This window comes from Loktanella sp. F6476L (assembly GCF_023015725.1).
In the GTDB taxonomy this organism is placed as follows: domain Bacteria; phylum Pseudomonadota; class Alphaproteobacteria; order Rhodobacterales; family Rhodobacteraceae; genus Yoonia.
In genome coordinates, this window is sequence record NZ_JALKAR010000004.1 from 100,681 (window position 1) to 119,741 (window position 19,061).

19 protein-coding genes are annotated in these 19,061 nt (G+C 56.8%); 6 read left to right on the forward strand and 13 right to left on the reverse strand.

The features are described from left to right. Positions 1–498, reverse strand: coding sequence for a lysozyme inhibitor LprI family protein (locus MWU61_RS10080; protein ID WP_247128240.1), 498 nt, complete (start codon positions 496–498; stop codon positions 1–3). Then, entirely contained in the window at positions 495–1,658 is a 1,164-nt protein-coding gene (locus MWU61_RS10085) for an isovaleryl-CoA dehydrogenase (RefSeq protein WP_247128241.1), read from the reverse strand. The genes MWU61_RS10080 and MWU61_RS10085 overlap by 4 nt, the downstream gene beginning before the upstream one ends. Before the next feature lie 123 nt (positions 1,659–1,781). On the opposite strand from MWU61_RS10085, the gene MWU61_RS10090 reads away from it, so the two are divergent. Beyond that, positions 1,782–2,231 (forward strand): CreA family protein, encoded by a 450-nt coding sequence (locus MWU61_RS10090; RefSeq protein WP_247128242.1) that lies wholly within the window; start codon positions 1,782–1,784, stop codon positions 2,229–2,231. On the opposite strand, the gene MWU61_RS10095 is transcribed toward MWU61_RS10090, so the two are convergent. From MWU61_RS10095 to MWU61_RS10105, 3 genes are all read right to left on the reverse strand, one after another. Continuing rightward, a complete protein-coding gene (locus MWU61_RS10095; protein WP_247128243.1) occupies positions 2,113–3,411 on the reverse strand; it encodes a DegT/DnrJ/EryC1/StrS family aminotransferase in 1,299 nt (432 codons plus the stop codon). The two genes, MWU61_RS10090 and MWU61_RS10095, sit on opposite strands and share 119 nt — an antisense overlap. Positions 3,412–4,035: 624 nt before the next feature. Next, positions 4,036–4,551 carry a sulfotransferase gene (locus tag MWU61_RS10100; protein WP_247128244.1) on the reverse strand — a complete coding sequence of 172 codons (516 nt, stop codon included), beginning with the start codon at positions 4,549–4,551 and terminating at the stop codon, positions 4,036–4,038. Positions 4,552–4,779: 228 nt separating this feature from the next. Further along, entirely contained in the window at positions 4,780–5,439 is a 660-nt protein-coding gene (locus MWU61_RS10105) for an HAD hydrolase-like protein (protein WP_247128245.1), read from the reverse strand. A 117-nt stretch (positions 5,440–5,556) separates the two neighbouring features. Between MWU61_RS10105 and glmU the strand changes: the two genes are divergently transcribed. The 3 genes from glmU to MWU61_RS10120 are packed head-to-tail and all read left to right on the forward strand — an operon-like array spanning position 5,557 to position 9,419. Next, positions 5,557–6,909: a bifunctional UDP-N-acetylglucosamine diphosphorylase/glucosamine-1-phosphate N-acetyltransferase GlmU gene (glmU, locus tag MWU61_RS10110; protein WP_247128246.1), complete on the forward strand. Its 1,353-nt coding sequence runs from the start codon at positions 5,557–5,559 to the stop codon at positions 6,907–6,909. Positions 6,910–6,912: 3 nt separating this feature from the next. After that, positions 6,913–8,736, forward strand: a complete 1,824-nt coding sequence (glmS, locus tag MWU61_RS10115) for a glutamine--fructose-6-phosphate transaminase (isomerizing) (protein ID WP_247128247.1) — start codon at positions 6,913–6,915, stop codon at positions 8,734–8,736. Next, positions 8,733–9,419: a DNA alkylation repair protein gene (locus tag MWU61_RS10120; protein WP_247128248.1), complete on the forward strand. Its 687-nt coding sequence runs from the start codon at positions 8,733–8,735 to the stop codon at positions 9,417–9,419. Before glmS ends, MWU61_RS10120 begins: the two co-directional genes overlap by 4 nt. Before the next feature lie 14 nt (positions 9,420–9,433). Here the strand turns inward: MWU61_RS10120 and MWU61_RS10125 are convergent, their stop codons facing one another. Next, entirely contained in the window at positions 9,434–9,934 is a 501-nt protein-coding gene (locus MWU61_RS10125) for a D-galactarate dehydratase (RefSeq protein WP_247128249.1), read from the reverse strand. A gap of 85 nt (positions 9,935–10,019) precedes the next feature. Between MWU61_RS10125 and moaA the strand changes: the two genes are divergently transcribed. Beyond that, entirely contained in the window at positions 10,020–11,024 is a 1,005-nt protein-coding gene (moaA, locus tag MWU61_RS10130; RefSeq protein ID WP_247128250.1) for a GTP 3',8-cyclase MoaA, read from the forward strand. 22 nt (positions 11,025–11,046) lie between these two features. Here moaA and MWU61_RS10135 read toward each other — a convergent pair whose 3' ends face one another. From MWU61_RS10135 to MWU61_RS10155, 5 genes are all read right to left on the reverse strand, one after another. Next, positions 11,047–11,478, reverse strand: a complete 432-nt coding sequence (locus tag MWU61_RS10135) for a hypothetical protein (RefSeq protein ID WP_247128251.1) — start codon at positions 11,476–11,478, stop codon at positions 11,047–11,049. Between the two features lie 113 nt (positions 11,479–11,591). Beyond that, entirely contained in the window at positions 11,592–12,755 is a 1,164-nt protein-coding gene (locus MWU61_RS10140) for a M20 aminoacylase family protein (protein WP_247128252.1), read from the reverse strand. Between the two features lie 102 nt (positions 12,756–12,857). Continuing rightward, positions 12,858–14,138, reverse strand: a complete 1,281-nt coding sequence (locus MWU61_RS10145; RefSeq protein WP_247128253.1) for a DUF3422 domain-containing protein — start codon at positions 14,136–14,138, stop codon at positions 12,858–12,860. Positions 14,139–14,264: 126 nt separating this feature from the next. Continuing rightward, complete coding sequence (locus tag MWU61_RS10150; RefSeq protein WP_247128254.1) at positions 14,265–15,437, reverse strand: type III PLP-dependent enzyme; 1,173 nt, start codon at positions 15,435–15,437, stop codon at positions 14,265–14,267. Between the two features lie 266 nt (positions 15,438–15,703). Further along, the gene (locus MWU61_RS10155) at positions 15,704–16,819 is read right to left on the reverse strand and encodes a TauD/TfdA family dioxygenase (RefSeq protein ID WP_247128255.1); all 1,116 of its coding nucleotides are present in this window, start codon (positions 16,817–16,819) and stop codon (positions 15,704–15,706) included. Between the two features lie 236 nt (positions 16,820–17,055). Here MWU61_RS10155 and MWU61_RS10160 point away from each other — a divergent pair, with 236 nt between their 5' ends. Continuing rightward, a complete protein-coding gene (locus MWU61_RS10160) occupies positions 17,056–17,637 on the forward strand; it encodes a pseudouridine synthase (protein WP_247128256.1) in 582 nt (193 codons plus the stop codon). Between the two features lie 2 nt (positions 17,638–17,639). Here MWU61_RS10160 and MWU61_RS10165 read toward each other — a convergent pair whose 3' ends face one another. Then, the gene (locus MWU61_RS10165) at positions 17,640–18,290 is read right to left on the reverse strand and encodes a hypothetical protein (protein ID WP_247128257.1); all 651 of its coding nucleotides are present in this window, start codon (positions 18,288–18,290) and stop codon (positions 17,640–17,642) included. Positions 18,291–18,457: 167 nt separating this feature from the next. Further along, positions 18,458–19,045 carry a hypothetical protein gene (locus MWU61_RS10170; protein WP_247128258.1) on the reverse strand — a complete coding sequence of 196 codons (588 nt, stop codon included), beginning with the start codon at positions 19,043–19,045 and terminating at the stop codon, positions 18,458–18,460. Positions 19,046–19,061: the final 16 nt, after the last annotated feature.

Here is a 19,061-nt window from a genome sequence, read left to right on the forward strand (position 1 = left end):
CTATTGCCCCCGCGCGTTCAGGAACAGCATCTGCTGCGCGGTAAGTTCCAGCATGCATTGCGCGGCGGCAGGTCCGGCACCCGTGCCGCCGCTCCATTGCAGGCGTTCCCAGTCGCAAGCCAGATCGCGGTACTTGATCCAGGCCCGCTGCATATCGCGCATAACTTCGTCGGGGTTCGGGAACGCGGGGTTAACATCTTGCAAATGGACGCCAAATTCGCGCTGTTGCTGGAGTACGATCGCGTAAACTTCGTTCAGCCGGTCATCCCAGTCCTGCCATTCCGCCGACATGCACATGCCGTAGCCGACATTAGAACTACCAGCCTCACCCTCGATGCAAATCGCGGCCCCGAGACCGATGCAAGTAGACGGGTCGCCCCCGCCCATCTCGTTATTCTCCAAACAAACTTGCAGGATTGACGGATCGTAGGCCTCGAAACTGCCCTGTGCGCTTGCAGGCGAGACAGCGACGGCCAAAACTAAAGCGATCCACTTCACCCCACCGTCCCCATCAATTCGCGACCCACCAACATGCGACGGATTTCGGATGTGCCTGCGCCGATTTCCATCAGCTTGGCGTCGCGGAACAACCGCGCGACAGGCGCGTCGTTCAAGAACCCTGCCCCGCCCAGCGCCTGTACAGCTTGGTGGGCTTGTTTCATCGCTTCTTCGGATGCGTAAAGACAGCAGGCTGCCGCGTCTTGGCGGGTGACGGTACCGCGATCGCAGGCTTTGGCGACTTCGTAGACATATGCACGCGCTGAATTCATCGCCGTATACATATCGGCAATCTTGCCCTGCATCAGTTGGAAATTCCCGATGGGCTGGCCGAATTGTTTGCGGGTGGACAGGTACGGCATCACTTCGTCCAGACAAGCAGCCATAATGCCAAGGCCGATGCCCGCCAGCACCACACGTTCGTAATCAAGACCGGACATCAGGACGCGGACGCCTTTACCTTCTTCGCCAAGCACGTTGTCGAACGGAACCTGCACGTCGTCGAAGATCAGCTCTGCAGTGTTCGACCCGCGCATCCCGAGCTTGTCGAAATGGGGGGATGTGCTGAAACCGGTCATTTCCTTTTCGATCAGAAAGGCGGTGATCCCCTTCGATCCGGCATCTTTGTCGGTTTTGGCATACACCACCAGTGTGTCCGCATCCGGCCCGTTGGTGATCCAGTATTTGTTGCCGTTCAAACGGTAGTGATCGTTCCGCTTTTCCGCGCTCAGCGTCATGGACACAACGTCTGACCCAGCGCCCGCTTCGGACATTGCTAGTGCGCCAACATGTTCGCCCGAGATCAGGCGCGGCAGGTATTTGGCTTTTTGATCTTCGGTACCGTTCAGCTTGATTTGGTTCACGCATAGGTTGGAATGGGCACCGTAGGACAACGACACTGACGCGCTGGCCCGTGCGATTTCTTCAATGGCAACGGTATGCGCAAGATAGGACATGCCCGCGCCGCCGTAAGCTTCATCCACTGTGACGCCTAATAGGCCGAGTTCGCCCATTTCCGTCCACAACGCTGGCGGGAACAGGTTATCCGCGTCAATCTGCGCCGCCATCGGTTTGACGCGCTCTTGCGCCCAGCCATGCACCATATCGCGCAGTGCATTGGTATCTTCGCCCAAATCAAATGTCATTGATCCATGGAACATCGCGCGACTCCCCCCAGAAATTTATTGAACGCTTGTTCAATTGTATGCAGAGCCTGCTTGCCGCGTCAACAAACATTCGTCTTGCAAGTGGGAACCAAGTGCGGACTGACCAGTTGAACCTGCATGAAAAAGCTAATGATCGCCGCCCTCACCCTGTTTCCATTCACTGCATCTGCGGATGAAGTCGGCCGTGTCGGCGTTGATTGGGTGGGCAACGACATTATTATCGAGGCCATCCAAGACCCCGAAGTATCGGGTGTGACCTGCCACATCGCCTATTTCGAACGCTCGTTCTTTGACCGGATTTCCAACGGCAACTGGTTTGAAGATCCGTCAAACGCCAGCATCGATTGCCGCCAGACCGGCCCCATTGTGATCGGGGACATCGACCGCAGTGACGACGGCGAAAACGTGTTTCGCGAACGCCAGTCGATTGTTCTTAAATCGCTGCGGGTCAAACGCATTTTTGATCAGGAAAACAATACGCTGATTTATCTGGCGCATGCGTCCGAGCTGAGCCAAGGGTCCGCGAAGATGTCGATCTCGACGATCCCGTTGTATCAGGCCGATTGATAGACTGCGACACCTCTGACCGGATGATCCGCGCAATCAGCGCGCAATCGTCCGTGCTAAAGGTGAGCGGAAGGCGCATGTCGATGATCCCTTTCAGGATGCGATCGCTTTGCGGCATCGGTTCGGATGGCGCGTATTTCCACGAATCGTAGCGCGACGTGAAACCCGTGGGTTCTGCCCCGCCGAACCATTTCAGCGCGACACCGCGTGCTTCACAGCGTGCGATCACGTCGGCGATGGCCGCGTCGCTCCAGTCCAACAGCAAAAACTGATGGGATGACGCGACAAAGCTTTCTTGTGTCGGACGTGGCACCAGTGTCAGGCCCGGCGTATCGGCGAGGCCTTCGTCGACAACCGCATAAAGCGCGTTCCAGCGGTCACATTGCGTTTGCAAATCCTGCAGTTGCGGTCGCAAGATTGCTGCCCGCAGATTGTCCATCCGGCCAGAAATATTTGGCGTTTCATATTTGATATGCGCGAAGACCTCGGGCGGCGGCGCTGCGCGGTGCTTTTCGTACAGCATATAACTGCCCGACAGCATGATCGCCCGCGCCATACCTTCTGCATCGTCAGAGATCAGCAAGCCGCCTTCGCCGGAATTCACGTGTTTATAGGTCTGGGTGGAATAACAACCAAATTTGCCCCAACGCCCTGACGGCACGCCGTTCCACGCGGCCCCCATCGTATGTGCGCAATCTTCGATCACGACGACGCCCGCCGCATCGCACATCGCCATAAGCGCATCCATGTCGCAGATATGGCCGCGCATGTGTGAGAGTAAAAGCACCTTGGCTTGATCCAGTTTGGCCGCCAGATCGTCCAGATCAATCACGAGGCTTTCGGTCACGCCCACAAAGACAGGCACGCCGCCCACAGCCGCAATCGCGCCGGGGACTGGGGCAAGTGTGAAAGCGTTGGTCAGAACACGGTCGCCATGCTTCACACCGCACGCCCGTAGCGCAGTCGTCATCGCATAGCCGCCAGAGGCCACGGCAAGGCAATAATTGGACCCGACCTGTGCGGCGAATTCTTCTTCCAGCAACGCAGCTTCGGCGATTTCATCGCCATGCGTATTGTAGCGGTGCAGACGCCCGCTTTGCATCACAGCCATAGCGGCCTTGATCCCAGCGTCAGGGATCGGTTCTTGCTGGGTGAAACTACCGTTGAATCGCTCTGTCATGCCCGATTTGTGCAGAGCCTTTGGAACAGGGTCAATCGAAAGTGCGGCGGTGAAGCAGCGGTTTGCATAAGCTGAGCCGATGTTTCAGGGAAACTGATTGCGGGTCGGCAGGTGGAAAGCAGCTTTGCAAAGAAACGCCAAAACGGAAGCGCCCGCAACGGACAGCGGAAATAATCCTATCGCAACACATGCTGAATCATGCACCAAAAGCGGTCATCTTCAGTTCATGAAGTCCAGTGTGCCAGGGACAGGCCAGTGAGATGTTCGATTTGACGGCGTTCGCTTTGGTATCTGCTTGCAAGAGCATGCGCTGTGTCCGCGCATAGCACGGGAACCGGACGCGGAGGTCCTTCGAGGAATTGGCGAAGCTTTGCCCTAAGACGCGGGGGCATCAATCGCTTGAGCCGCTCCTGGATGTTTCAATCGACGTGCCACCCCAGGGCGGCCAGGCACTTCGGCTAAATCTTGGGTCGAGTTGACCCGTTCGTTTCGAACCAAGCTTTTCGGTTCAATGCGCAGATGTTCACAGATCTGATGCCAACAGTGTTCTGGGGTGGATTGTAAATCTTGATATTCCAGAACAAGTATCTGTTCTTTGGGGAATACGGCAAAGTATTTTTCGATCTATGACAGATAGTGACCATAGGTCGCGTAGCCATGGCCCGGGCTCCATCCGTCACGCAGACGCTGCTCTTCTTGCGCGAGCGCCTCTTCGAAAGTTCCACAGGGTTCAAGACTATCGCGCACATGGTGCATGAACTGAGAGAACGCCCGTTCAACCGGATCCCGCAGAAGAATGATAATTCGTGCATCCGGGCACGCCGCTACGATCCGCTCTGCTGCATAGTCATCCAACAGGTAAACCGGCGAGATGTCCCCGGTTAGCCTTGTGCCTGCTGTCTCGTACAACTCGGCATAGCTTTCAAGTTCTACGGTGATTTGCCTGACGTAATCCGGATCATAGGGACCGTTCGTCGGAATTGCAGAATTGCCAGCATAGGCGAAGTAGCTCGGTTCTTTAACAGTAGGTAAGAACACTGCTGGATGCGACCGTAACCAATGATAGGCCGCCGTAGTTCCAGCTTTCGGTGCTCCAACCACGAAGAAATTTGGGGAAAATTGTGCGTCAGATTTTAACATATTTCAGACATCGCACATTGGCCCAACTTTTCAGTTATCGAATAGCATAGGTCAGTCGATCTTATGGGGTAAGCCACTATACTTTCGAATAGCTAATTCTTTAATTTAGGGCTGCCGTATGACTACATCCCATTCTCAGCAGTCATTTGTAGGGCCAAATCCGACGGAAGCTTTGTTTCCAGAGCAGACTTTAGCGCGCGCCGCGCCACTTCGACCTTGCCCTTGCCGCTACCCGATTAAGCGGCGCACCTCTGCGTGCAGCTCGTCGAAGTGCCCGATAAGCCCTTCGGGGTTGAGCTCTCGCACGTCGTCGTCCCCTGGCCCAAAAGTCACGAGGATCGACGGCCGGCCTGCGTTGGCAGATGTTTTGCGGTCTGTCAGCGTATCCCCCACCAGCAGGGATTTGTCGATATGACCACCTGCGCGGCGAACCGTTTCGAACAGGTGTTCCGGATCGGGTTTACGCACGGGCAATGTGTCCGCACCCAGAAGGGCCGCAAATTCATCACGCACACCAAGGCTGTTCATCAGCGTCTCGGCCAGTCCTTCGGGTTTGTTCGTGCATATCGCCACGACATATCCGTCGTCCTTCAATGCCCGCACCGCATCCATCGCGCCGGGGTACAGCACCGTATGGCTGTCGATATCTTGCGCGTAAGCGTCGAGCAGTGGTTGATATTGGCGGTCGACTTCGTCCTCGCCGTAGCCATCAACCCGCGAAAACCCAAGGCGTAGCATTGCACGTCCACCTTTGAGAGCGGTCCCGCTGTCCGCAGACGTCAGTAGATCACCCAGCCCCAGATCGCGAAAACAGGTATTAGCCGCAGCAAGCAGATCGCCGCTGGTATCCGCAAGCGTCCCATCAAGATCGAAAATCACTGTGCGCATGTTCTTCTCCGTTGCCGTTTACCCTTCTGTAACGATGTGTAAGGCGAAGTGAAGCCCCCACCCTTGCGGTAGCCCCCCGCTCAGGTAGAAGGGCGCAAAAGGGTTTAGGGCGGTATTATGAGCACAGCATTGATCATTCTTGGCGCGGGCATGGGAACGCGGATGAATTCCGACCTGCCCAAAGTGCTGCACAAAATTGCGGGTGCACCGATGTTGGTGCACGCAATGAAAGCAGGTGCATCACTAGAGCCTGAGAAGACAGTGATCGTTGCGGGCCACGGCGCGGAAAAGGTGACAGCCGCCGCAGTCGCGTGGGACCCGGACGTTGCGACGGTTTTGCAAACCGAACAATTGGGCACGGCCCATGCCGTCGCTCAGGCCAAAGACGCGCTTGATGGTTTCGACGGTGACGCGCTTGTCTTGTACGGTGACACGCCATTTATCCAACCCGAAACGCTGGAAGCGATGGCTGCAGCGCGTAGCAATCATGACGTCGTTGTTCTGGGCTTTGAAGCCGCTGATCCGGGGCGTTACGGCCGTCTGGTCACAAACGGTGATGCGCTGGAACGGATCGTTGAATTCAAAGATGCGACAGATGAGGAACGCGCTATAACGCTTTGTAATAGCGGCGTGATCATGGCGAAGTCTGACGTGCTGTTCGATCTGATCTCGAAGGTCGGCAATGACAACGCGTCCGAAGAATACTACCTGACCGACATCATCGGCATTGCACGCGATCAGGGCCTGTCCGCCACGGTTGTTAGCTGCGACGAGGCGGAAACGCTCGGCGTTAATTCACGCGCAGAACTGGCTGGTGCAGAAGCACAATTTCAAGCCCGCACTCGCGCTGCCGCGCTTGCCGACGGGATCACCCTTTCCGATCCAGACACCGTCTATTTTGCCCACGACACCGTTATTGGCCGCGACACGATTATTGAGCCAAACGTCGTCTTTGGCCCCCATGTGACCATTGAATCCGACACGACAATCCGCGCGTTCAGCCACCTTGAAGGATGTCATGTGTCGCGCGGGTCGATCATCGGCCCCTATGCGCGCTTGCGCCCCGGCGCAGAGCTGGCCGAGAACACCAAGGTTGGCAATTTCGTCGAAATCAAGAACGCGCAAATCGCGGCGGGCGCGAAGGTGAATCACCTGTCCTACATCGGCGATGCGACCATCGGCGAAAAAGCAAACATAGGCGCGGGCACGATTACCTGCAATTACGACGGCTTTTTCAAACATCAGACGACCATCGGGCGCGAGGCGTTTATCGGGTCCAATACGATGCTCGTAGCCCCCGTCACTGTCGGCAATGGCGCGATGACGGGCAGCGGGTCTGTGATTTCAGACGATGTGCCGGATGGCGCACTTGGTCTTGGCCGTGCGCGTCAGGTGACCAAAGCAGGTTTTGCGACAAAATTATTTGATATGCTGCGGGCACGGAAGGCCAAGCAGTCGAAAGGACATTAAGACATGTGCGGAATTGTTGGCGTACTAAGCAACCACCAAGCGGCCCCTTTGTTGGTCGACAGCCTGAAACGGCTCGAATATCGCGGTTACGACAGCGCGGGTATCGCGACCATCAACGACAACAAGCTGGAGCGCCGTCGTGCGCTTGGCAAATTGGTGAATCTGTCCGACTTGTTGGTCCATGAACCGCTCGCTGGGAAATCCGGTATTGGTCACACGCGTTGGGCGACCCACGGTGTGCCAAGCGTCGGCAACGCCCACCCCCACCGCGCGGGCGGTGTGGCTGTTGTTCATAACGGCATCATCGAGAATTTCCGTGAATTGCGCGAATTCCTTGCAGAAAAGAACATCGCGTATTCGACCGACACGGATACCGAAACCGTGGCCTTGCTGGCCCAATATCACCTCGACGCGGGTCTCGCCCCGCGCGAAGCCGCCGAGAAGACCATCGCGATGTTGGAAGGCGCATATGCGCTGTGCTTCCTGTTTGACGGTGAAGACGACCTGCTTGTCGCCGCCCGGAAAGGGTCCCCGCTTGCGATTGGGCACGGTGACGGCGAAAACTTTGTCGGCTCTGACGCGATTGCGCTGGCCCCGATGACGAACCAGATCACATACCTTGAAGAAGGTGATTGGGCGATCATCACGCGCAATTCTGTCGAAATCCGTGATGAGGCGGGTCAGCAGACAAGCCGCGAGATGAAGATCATCGAAGTCAGCGCCACCAACGTCGACAAAGGTGGCTACAAACACTTCATGGCCAAAGAAATCGCTGAACAACCGACTGTGTTGCAAGGCGCTTTGTCCCATTACATCAACGCAGATGCCAATGCGATCACCCTGCCCGACAACGGGATCGATTTCACCAAGATTGAACGCATGACGCTGGTGGCCTGTGGTACCGCCTATTATGCCTGCATGGTTGCGAAATACTGGTTTGAACAGGTCGCCCGTATGCCAGTTGAAATCGACGTCGCATCCGAGTTCCGCTACCGCGAACCGCCCGTCACCAAGGGCACCGCTGCGTTGTTCGTGTCCCAGTCCGGCGAAACTGCCGACACGTTGGCCGCGCTGCGCTACATGAAGGGTAAGGCGGACAAGATCATCTCCGTCGTGAACGTCGAGACCAGCTCCATTGCGCGCGAAAGCGATCTGGCGCTGCCGATTTTGGCGGGCGCAGAGATTGGCGTGGCATCAACCAAAGCGTTTACCTGTCAGCTTACGACGCTTGCCATCTTGGTCATTGAAGCGGCACGCGCACGTGGCCATTTGACCGACGCGGACGTTGCGAAAATGCTCGCTGATCTGCGCGGTATTCCCGGTGTGATCAACGCAGCACTCGGCATCGAAGGCAAATGCCAGACCGTGGCACGCCAGCTGGCCGAAGCCCGTGACATCCTGTTCTTGGGACGCGGCGCGATGTATCCGCTTGCCCACGAAGGCGCGCTAAAACTGAAAGAAATCAGCTACATCCATGCCGAAGCATATGCATCAGGCGAGCTGAAGCACGGCCCAATCGCGCTTGTCGACGAAAACGTCCCGATAATCGTCATGGCCCCCCGCGACAGCCTGTTCGACAAGACTGTGTCCAACATGCAAGAGGTTATGGCCCGTGGCGGTAAGGTCTTGTTGATCACCGACAAACAGGGTGAAAAAGAAGCTGGTGAGGGGACATGGGACACAATCATTATGCCCGAAATCGACGCATTCCTCGCGCCGATCCTTTATGCCGTCCCTGCCCAGTTGCTGGCCTACCATACGGCCATTGCCAAAGGCACTGATGTTGACCAGCCGCGCAACCTTGCCAAGTCTGTGACCGTCGAATGAACGTTGATGACGCCATCGCGGCATTGGGCCGCGACGACATCAAAGCCATTGGCATGGCGGCCTACCATAAGGTCGACCGCCCCTACCTTGGTGTGCCGAATCCAGACATCGACGTGCATGTGAAAGCATGGCGCGCCGAGCTAAGCTTTGAAGACCGTCTGCAATTGGCCCGCGATCTATGGGCCACGAATATCCACGAAGGCATGGTCGCGGGGGCAAAACTGCTGTCCCAGGCGCGGATCAAGCCGGCCGATTCAGAAGTATGGAAAATCATCACATCGTGGGTGCCGACTTTTGATGCATGGGCCGTGGCTGATCACGCCTGTATCGCAGGTCAAAAGCGTTTGGTTGCTGATCCATCGCGGCTTGATGAAGTCGAGGCATGGACGACATCGGACGACAAATGGACGAAACGCGCGGCATTGGTAATGACCTTGCCTTGGGCAAAGCAAAACCATCCGAAACCGGATGAAGAAGCGGCGCGCGTTCGTATTTTGGGCTGGGCAGCGACCTATGTGGATGACCACGACTGGTTTATTCAGAAATCCGTGGCGTGGTGGTTACGCGACCTGTCGAAACACGATGAACCCCGCACACGTGCGTTTCTGGATGAATTTGGCGACCGAATGAAACCTTTCGCACGCAAAGAGGCGGCCAGCAAACTGCCAGCCGCCCCTGCGTAACCTACGAAATTCAATTAGTTGCGGTAAACCTGCACGTCGATCAACCCTGTCAGCGGGACGTCAAGCAGACGCATCGCAGCAAGGCTCATTTGGCTGCCTGCTGTCGCGGGACCGCCTGACGGACGCAGTTCAAGGTTCACGGATTTACCGGATGCCGGGTTTTCGACCCGCCCCGGTGCCAATTCGCTGACAAGACCGGTTTCCATCCAAATCCCCGGCTGCGCGGGTGGTCCAAGCGAAATGTTGGTGACCCCGAGCGACTGTTCGCCTGCGGGTTCAGCAACCACTGCGACGGCAGCAGCGCGATCTTCGGCAGATGTGGTGTCAAATTCTTCGACCGTGCGCGCCGCAGGTGGTGGCGGTGGCGGTGGGGTCGGGTCAAGTGTCTCAACCGGTTCAGCCGGCACAACAGCAGCCGCATCGACCACAGGGGCGGCATTGGGTGGGGTTAACTGCCACGCAGGGTCGGTACAGGCGGCAAGGCACAAAACGGGTAAGGTATAGATCACTTTCATGTGGTGAGGTTAATCCGGCGAAAATGGTATCGCAAGGACCAATGGCCACCTTGCGCAGGGCTTTGCCGCCCCCTACGGTCACACCATGACACAGCCATTGATCGATCCATTCGCCCGCGCCATTTCTTACCTTCGTGTCTCTGTGACCGACCGGTGTGATTTCCGCTGCGTGTATTGCATGTCCGAGAACATGACGTTCCTGCCGAAAAAGGATTTGCTGTCGCTCGAAGAACTCGATCGGCTCTGTTCATCATTCGTCCGGCTGGGCGTGAAAAAGCTGCGGGTCACAGGGGGCGAGCCGCTGGTGCGCCGCGATATCATGACCTTCTTCCGGTCGATGACACGGCATCTGGATAGCGGTGCATTGGAAGAACTGACCGTGACGACCAATGGCAGTCAGCTGGAAAAATATGCAGCCGATCTGGCGGCGGCTGGTGTGAAACGGATCAACGTTTCGCTGGATACGCTGGACGAGCAGAAATTTGCGGACATCACCCGCTGGGGCCGCCTGCCCCAAGTCATTCGCGGCATTGATGCGGCCCAAAAGGCTGGGTTGCGGGTTAAGATTAACACCGTGGCGCTTGCAGGCTTTAACGAGGATGAGTTGTTCACCCTCACCGATTGGTGCGCGAGCCGCGACATGGACATCACATTTATCGAGGTTATGCCAATGGGTGACATTGGTAACGAAGACCGGATTACACAATATTGGTCGCTGAAAGACTTGCGTGCGCGGCTTGCAGAACGGACCACGCTGACGGATCTGCCGGAAAGCACCGGTGGTCCAGCCCGTTACGTGCGGCTTGACGATACGCAACAAAAGATCGGCTTCATCACCCCGCTGTCACATAACTTCTGCGAAAGCTGCAACCGTGTGCGGGTGACATGCACGGGCGAAATCTACACATGTCTGGGGCAAGAAGGCCATTCTGACCTACGGGGCCCACTGCGGTCGAGCGAATCCGATGCGCATCTTGAAGACGCAATCCGGCACGCAATTTCGCTGAAACCCAAAGGGCACGACTTTGACTATTCGCGTCAAAAGGCCAACGGGCAAGTCAGCCGCCACATGTCACACACTGGCGGCTAACCGGCTGTTCTTTGATGAATGATTAGTCGAGACGGTAACGCCGGCCCTCAGATACAATCGAAAACGATGCCAAATCAGCCGGCGTGCCAGGTGTTTGTGTCACACGGCAAGTCGCGCGTTCGCCTTCGAGGCGTGCGGCATGGGCACGGCTTCCCCGCGATGCAAAGAACGAAATATCGCGCATAAAAGTAGAGCCATTGCGCTTGATTGACATGTCGCGCAGCGCTTTGCGCGTCAACTGGTTGTAAATATTGCCTCCACGATAGGCCGTAGCCCCACAGATGGCGATATTGCCGCCAACGATGACTGCCCGCCAGCGCACGATTGTGCCGCCGTTGCTGCTCCACGTGAATTGCATGTGGCCGAAGTTACGATCGACAAGGGTGGTTTGCGCGACTGCAGGAGATGCAAAAGTAAGAGCGCCGAGCACTGATAGAATACCGAAAAATTTCAACTTAAGTTTCCTCTTGAAGTTACAGCTCACGCAATAGTTGAGCCAAAATCCACTGTCCAGACAAGAGTTTAGCCTTTGACGATATGCCGTTTGGGAGCGCGCCTTATGTCTATCTAAGCCGCTGGCATCCGTTGCTCCACGATCTCTGCCCACCATGAACAGCCCGCGGGGATGGCTTCGTCGCTGAAGTTGTAGGCCGCATTATGCACTGCTGCCGTGTCACCGTTACCGACCAGAATATACGCGCCGGGACGTTCTTCGAGCATGTAGGCGAAATCTTCGCCGCCCATGATCAACGGGGCCTCATCGCAGGCGCCAGCCACGTCGATCGCGACTTTGGCCGCGAATTCGGTCTGGGCTGCGTGGTTTACCATTGGCGGGTAGCCTTTGTAGTAGGTGATCTTGGCCGTCGCCCCGTAGGCCTCGCAGGTTGCATTGACGATCCGATGCAGACGGTCTTCCGCCAAGGCCCGTACTTCAGGCGTCAGCGTGCGGATTGTGCCCTTAAGCTGAACGGACTGGGCGATGACGTTGAACGCCTTTGAACTGCTTTCTACGGACGTGACCGACACAACCGCCTGTTCGACAGGATCAGCATTGCGGCTGACGATGGTTTGCAGGGCCATCACAACTTGGGCCGAAACGACGACAGGATCGATCGTTTCTTGCGGTTTGGCGGCGTGACCGCCCTGCCCTTCAATCGTAATGTCAAACTGATCGGTCGCTGCAAAAAACGGACCCGGACGGATCGCGAACGACCCAAGCGGACGGCCCGGCCAGTTGTGCATCCCGTAAACTTCTTGGATGCCGAACCGGTCCATCATGCCATCTTCGCACATCTCGCGACCACCACCGCCGCCTTCTTCTGCGGGTTGAAAAATCACAACAACAGTGCCGTCGAAATTGCGGGTCTCGGCCAGATATTGCGCCGCACCCAATAGCATCGCCGTGTGGCCATCGTGACCGCAGGCATGCATCGCACCATCGGTTTTGGAGGCATAAGGCAGACCCGTTTCTTCGTGGATCGGCAGCGCATCCATATCGGCACGCAGGCCAATGACCTTACCCGCCGTATCGGTTTTGCCTTTGATCACGCCAACAACGCCAGTGCGGCCAATGCCTGTGACCACTTCCTCACACCCAAAAGCCGAGAGTTTTTCGGCAACGATGCCAGCCGTCCGGTGCGTCTCAAACAGGATTTCCGGATTTTCGTGCAGGTCGCGGCGCCATGCAGTGATATCTGGCAGAAGTTCAGCAAAACGGTTCTTGATTGGCATATCGGGTCCACCTCTTAGTTAGCTGCACTTTGCCCAAAGCCTGCGTTAAGGACAAGCGGTCAAACGCCCGCAGATTGCCCCGATTTTTGCGGAGATTCGGGGTCACTCCATGTGTTTACGGATGCGCTGCACCATCAACCAGACGGCGAGCAGAACCAATGGTGTCGCGATAGCCGCCATCACCGCCTTTGGCACGTCATGCGTCTTTTCCAGCGGCCCCAGCACATAAAGCACCAAGTTCACCGCGTAGTAACTGATCGCGACGACAGACAGTCCTTCGACCGTCTTTTGCAGCCGTAATTGCAGATCAGCACGCTTGTCCATCGACGTGAGCAATTCTTGGTTCTGGGCAGAGCGTTCCACATCGACCCGCGTCCGCAGCAGGTCGCTTGCGCGTTGCGCCCTGTTGGACATGGCCTGCAGACGGCCCTGCGTCGAATTCACGGTCCGCATGGCGGGATCAAATCGGCGCATCATGAATTCACCGAAGGTTTGCCGCCCCATAAACCTGTCTTCGCGCAGCACATCGATGCGTTGGTTCACAATCGTCTCGTAGGCGCCTGTTGCGCCAAACCGGAAAGACGTCTGGGCCACAACATTTTCCAGTTCCGCAGAGACCGTCAGCAAGTCCTGTAAGACCTTTTCCGGCTTTGCCTCCGCCCCGCTCATGTCAGCCAAAAGGGCTGTAAGACGTTGATCGATGCCGCCCATCTTGGGACCCATTTCGCGGGTGAGCGCGAGACCAAGCATTGCCATCGCTTTGTACGTTTCGATCTCGCAGAGGCGTTGCACCACTCGCCCTGTCCGGCGGCGGCCGGTTTCTGGGCGCGCGAACACCGCGAACCGCATGTGTCCGCCCACATCAATGCGGAAATCCCCTGCAACGATCAGCCCATCATCCAACACGCGGCTAATCGCGAGGCTTTCTGGAACGAACCAGTCCGCCACTTTGTCGAGGATACCTTCGTCGCCAACAGCCGTTTCGACGCGGATCAAGGCAGACGTGATCCGCACACCCGGTGCCGTATCGAGCCAATCTTGTGGAAAAACAGCGAAGGTTTCAGCGTCAAACGGGCGTTCGGCGTTGCCGTCACCGAAGATGGTGTAGGTCACGAATTCCGTATGGCTTTCCCATTTCAGCATGTGCTTGCCGATTTGACCGGAATAATGGGTCGCATCAGGTTGCGGATGCTGCGCGCCGAACCGATCCAAGAGGGCGATCAGATGCGCCCTATCGGCTTCGCGGTCCCGCCCCGCTGCATTTGCCGCAGGTTTCAGCGCGAGATACGCAGCGCGGCTTGGCGATGCCACCGACGGAAATGGCCGCGCGTGCAGTTCGTTTGCCATTGTGTAGCGCAGCGGGTGATCTTCGAAAGTCGCCATTGGGTAAACCTATCCTTGATCCACGCAATTTAACGCGAATTGACGATAGGTAAAGAAAAAATCGTTCAAAAATAATATGTTAGCTGCGTACAATTGTATACTGCACGCAGCTTTTGCATATTTTGCTTAGATCACAACCACATCCAGCGGCGGGAAACCGTTGAAGCAGACGCTGGAATAGGTCGACGTATAGGCGCCCGTGTTGCGGATCAGGACGCGGTCGCCGGATTTCAACGTCAGCGGCATCGGCATTGGCCGCTTTTCATACAGCACATCAGCACTGTCGCAGCTTGGCCCCGCAAGGATACACGGACCCATCGGATCCGCGTCGCGCGCGGTTTCGAATTGGTAGCGGATTGCTTCGCCTTCGGTTTCGGCAAGGCCCGAGAACCGACCGATGTCGAGGTACACCCAGCGGTGCATGTCGCGTTCGGATTTGCGGGACACAAGCATCACTTCGGCGACAATCACGCCTGCCTCTGCGACCATGCCGCGGCCCGGTTCTGCCATGATGGTTTGCACATCGCCGAAACGCGCTGTGACTTGTTCCATCACGCGTGATGCGTAGGATGTCGGTGCTTCGATCGCTTCGCCGTAGAAGGCCGGAAAACCGCCACCGATGTTGAGCAACGTCAGCGCGTGCCCCGCATCAACAGCCGCGTGCCAGATCGCCGCCATCGCATCCAAAGACGGTGCCCACATTTCTGCTTTGCGTGTTTGTGATCCGACGTGGAAGGAAAAACCGACAGGGTTCAGGCCAAGGGATTTGGCCACGTCCAGTAAGCGCAGCGCAGTGTCACGGTCGCAGCCGAATTTACGCGACAGCGGCCAGTCCGCTTCTGAGGTTTCGACAATCAAGCGGATGTAGACAGACGCGCCGGGCGCATGTTCGGCAATCTTTTCCAGTTCTTCGTCGGCGTCGGCGGCAAACAGGCGGATACCTTCGCTATGTGCCCACGCGATGTCGGACGCACGTTTGATGGTGTTCCCGAAAGAGATTTCAGACGGTGCCGCCCCCTCTTCCAGACACAGTTTGATTTCAGCTTTGGAGGCCGCATCGAAGTGCGACCCAAGATCGACCAAACGCGCGATGACTTCGCGGGCGGGGTTGGCTTTGACAGCGTAATGAATGTCGGCGCGGCCCAAACCCGCTTTCAACGCGCGGTACTGCCCCGCGACGCGGTCCAGATCGACCACCAATGTCGGGCGATCAAACGTCCGGCGGGCGACAAATGCATCCAGTTTTGAAAGGGAATCGACAGCAGAAGACGCCACAGCGGGCGCAAAGTGATAAGTCATGGGTCATCTCCAGTAGACCCGGCCATAACGGATTTATCCGCCGAAGACCGCTCAGTTCCAAGGGAGACGTTACCGTCGCTACGTAAACACGAGTGCGTTGACTATCACCGGCCAGAGGCGCGTGCGTTGGCGTCTATGGGCGTGCATTTGCGACCAAAAGAGATTCGGCGCAAGAGGGAAAATGCAGGTGGCTACAAAATTTTTGCGAGTGCCATCGTGACGGAAACAGGCGGCCCATATCGGGCCGCCTGCTGGTCTTGAATGATCTATGCGGCTGGGCCATCCAGCATCCGCAGTCGCGACATGAATTCACCCCGATCCACGTAACAGCCATGCAGATGGCGAAACCCTGTTGATGGATCGAACGCGTCGCGCCCGTGCAGTACGCGCCGGTTATCGAACACAACCATCTCGCCACCTTGCAGCTTCAATGTCAGGCGATATTTGGGGTCGCGGGTCTTGGCCATGTAGGCCCGATACGCGCGGTAGTAGGCCGGCATTTGATCCGCTGACATATCAAAAATGCCAGCAAGATGTGCGTTGTAGCGGATTTCGATCACGTTGCCGCGGGCACCGAGCGTGATGACCGGACGATGAACGCGGATGTCTGCGTCGCCGTCGTGAAAGCGGAACGGAATTGCGACGTTGCACAACAAATCAAATGCCTCTGGGTCTTCATTGCGCAGGTCTTCGGCCATCATGAAGCCGTCTGCGAAGATCGACCCGCCGCCCGTTGCTTCATTCGCGAGACAATGCAGGAATTGATAACCCGGTGGCACCTCTTGGTTCGGCAAATCCGTATGCAGCGGCAATGCGACGGAGGTATAGGCAAGGTTGTTTGGATCGGGTTTGTTGATGACTTCGAACGTGGTGCCAAAGTTGGTTCTACGTAGGAAACCGACCCGTTCGGCGACCGATACGCCCGCATCTGTGCTGTCGGCCAATTGATCCACGATTGTCAGACCAAAGCTTGCCAGATCAGACATCCAAGCCTGAAGGGCCTTATCATCTGCCAAGATTGGCGCAGCTACGTGGCGCGGAATATTATCCGCGCCATGATCGGCACGCCAATGCGCCGCCGGGATGTCTGCGGCGTCAGGTGCACGGGCTCCGGGCCGGTGTTGGTCCAATAGTGTCGCAGGCATTTGGCTGATGTGGCCGTCTGCGTAGGTCAGGACCGCAGTGTCATCCGTCAAGTCAGCAGCGGTCAGGACGGGAGATTCTTCGATCTCCAGCAGATCAAGCAGACGTTCGTGTGTTTCGGGATGCAATCCGGACAGGCAATTGTCGCGCAGCCAGAGTGTCGGGAACGTCGTGGTCGTGTCGTCCAGCCATGTCACGACAAGCGCGTCGGGACGGACCGCAAGGGTTTTGAGGTTCATTTTCATACCATTCATGTGATTTTATTGAAGTTTGATCGTCAAAATCACAGGCTGGGTGGTGGCCACCATTCTTGGGTCTTGCCGTAGGGCGATCCCGCAGCGCGGGCGCCAAGCAAGGCGTATGGTGTGGCGTTTCTCATGCCACAGTCATAGGGGCGCTGGCCTGTTTCGACAAGCGATCATCACTGGATCGCGGCCCGCTTGAACAAAGACGGCAGCCCCCCTAAGAACGTTGCATGGCCCGTACCATCCTGCTGAACAAACCTTTCGATGTCTTGTCGCAATTTACCGACGCAAAATCCCCGACAAAGCGGCGGACGCTGTCGGATTTTGTCGATGTACCAAAGGTTTATCCTGCAGGACGCCTTGATCGGGATAGCGAAGGTCTGTTGGTCCTGACGGATGACGGCAAACTGCAAGCGCAGATCGCCAATCCGAAACACAAGTTGCCCAAGTCGTATTACGTACAGGTCGAAGGGACCCCGACGGACGCCGATCTACAGGCGTTAAGGGATGGTGTGACGCTGAAGGACGGGCTGACGCGTCCCGCGAAGGTCGCGTTGATGGAACCACCTGTATTGTGGGACCGTGACCCGCCGGTCCGTTTTCGTAAATCGGTGCCCGATACATGGGTCAAGATCAGTATCACTGAAGGCCGCAACCGTCAGGTTCGCCGTATGACCGCACACATCGGTTTCCCAACTCTTCGGCTGGTACGCTGGTCTGTCGGTATCTGGAGCCTTGATGGCATCGCGCCCGGCACATGGCAGGACGCGGCCGACGTGCCACCCACGCCGCCACTAAGACGCGGTCGTTAGCTCTAGTTTTCCGCGATCAGGTTCAAGCGACCAACTAGCCGCTCTCCACCGCTTTCCACATTGCCGTTGATATCGACTGCGGACAGTGCCCGAATGGTGCTTTGCCCTGCTTCAGGTTCGGTGCGTGTGCCCAGAAAGCGGCCCAACATGTCGCCGGACATAGCATAAGTCTTACCTTCCACAGTGACATCACCGGAATAATCAACGGCAAACTGGTTCGGGGCAAGATTGCCAACGACACCGTTTTCCAGCTGCAACTCGCCAGACACATCAAGAATGCCTTCACCGATCTTACTCGATTGAAACTGATCCATCGTGCCGGTGATATTGTCTTCACCCGGACCAAAATCAACGGTGACATCGGATCGACCTACAAGTGCGAAACCTGCGTCAGGGTTGTCAGCGGATACCGCAGCAACAACCACAGTTCCTAAGAACGTCGCACTGCCGCTGGTTGGGACATCATCCCAGACAGTGCCTCTTAGCCCCTCTCGACCAAGTACCGGATCACCAAGAACGCGGGTTCTGATCCGATTGGCGTCGATTGCCAAATCCGCAAATTGACGTGCGTCTTCGAGTTCTTCCAGCTTACCACAATTCGCGGTTAACATCACAAGGCCAATCAGGCTGGCGGATACATATTTTGAACTCATTGGCGGGGGAGCCTCCGGTTGGTTTGTTAGGTTACATCGCCGGATAGGACCCTGTACGACTGGGTACCTCTTCACATGGAGGCGGCTTAAAAAACAACTGGAGGTATCTTATGACCCTCCCCGCTAACCTTTAGCATAGCGGGAAGGTTCAAAGGGTTAACGGGCCCTTATGGAGCGACGAAATCGTTGTCTGCTGCGACAGTGATATCCGCCGTCAGACCGGACACGCTACCCGCAACGCTGGCATCTGTCACGGACAGATCGACCGCGCGTACAACGGACCGTGCGTCTTCGTTTGTGCGTGTGCCCCGCAGCGTGCCCTGCAATTCACCGGCAAGGCCGTATGTTTCGCCAAACGCAGACAGGCTACCCGCATAATCGGCAAACAAGCTGTTCTGACGAGACGTGTTTGTTTCGCCTTCAACGTTTGCGCGTTTCCCGATTTCGCCACCGCTGAGAAGCAATTCTCCGTCGACAAAAGTCGCGTTACCATCGGCGTCCATTGCGCGCATGTTGCGCAGGTTACCCGTCACGACATCCGCGTCTTCTGTAGCGCCGAAATCAACGTTCACATTTGCGATGCCGACGGCGTCTAGAACCATGTTGTCGCCGTCGCTGATCATGACAGTGCTGACGCCGCGATAAACTGCCGTGCCTTCGGTTGGAATACGTTCAAAGGCTGTACCGGAAATACCGGGGTTGTCTGCAGTGCCGTCGCCGATGACTTTCAAGATTTGAGCGTCTGCGGCAGACATCCGCGTGCTCACCTCA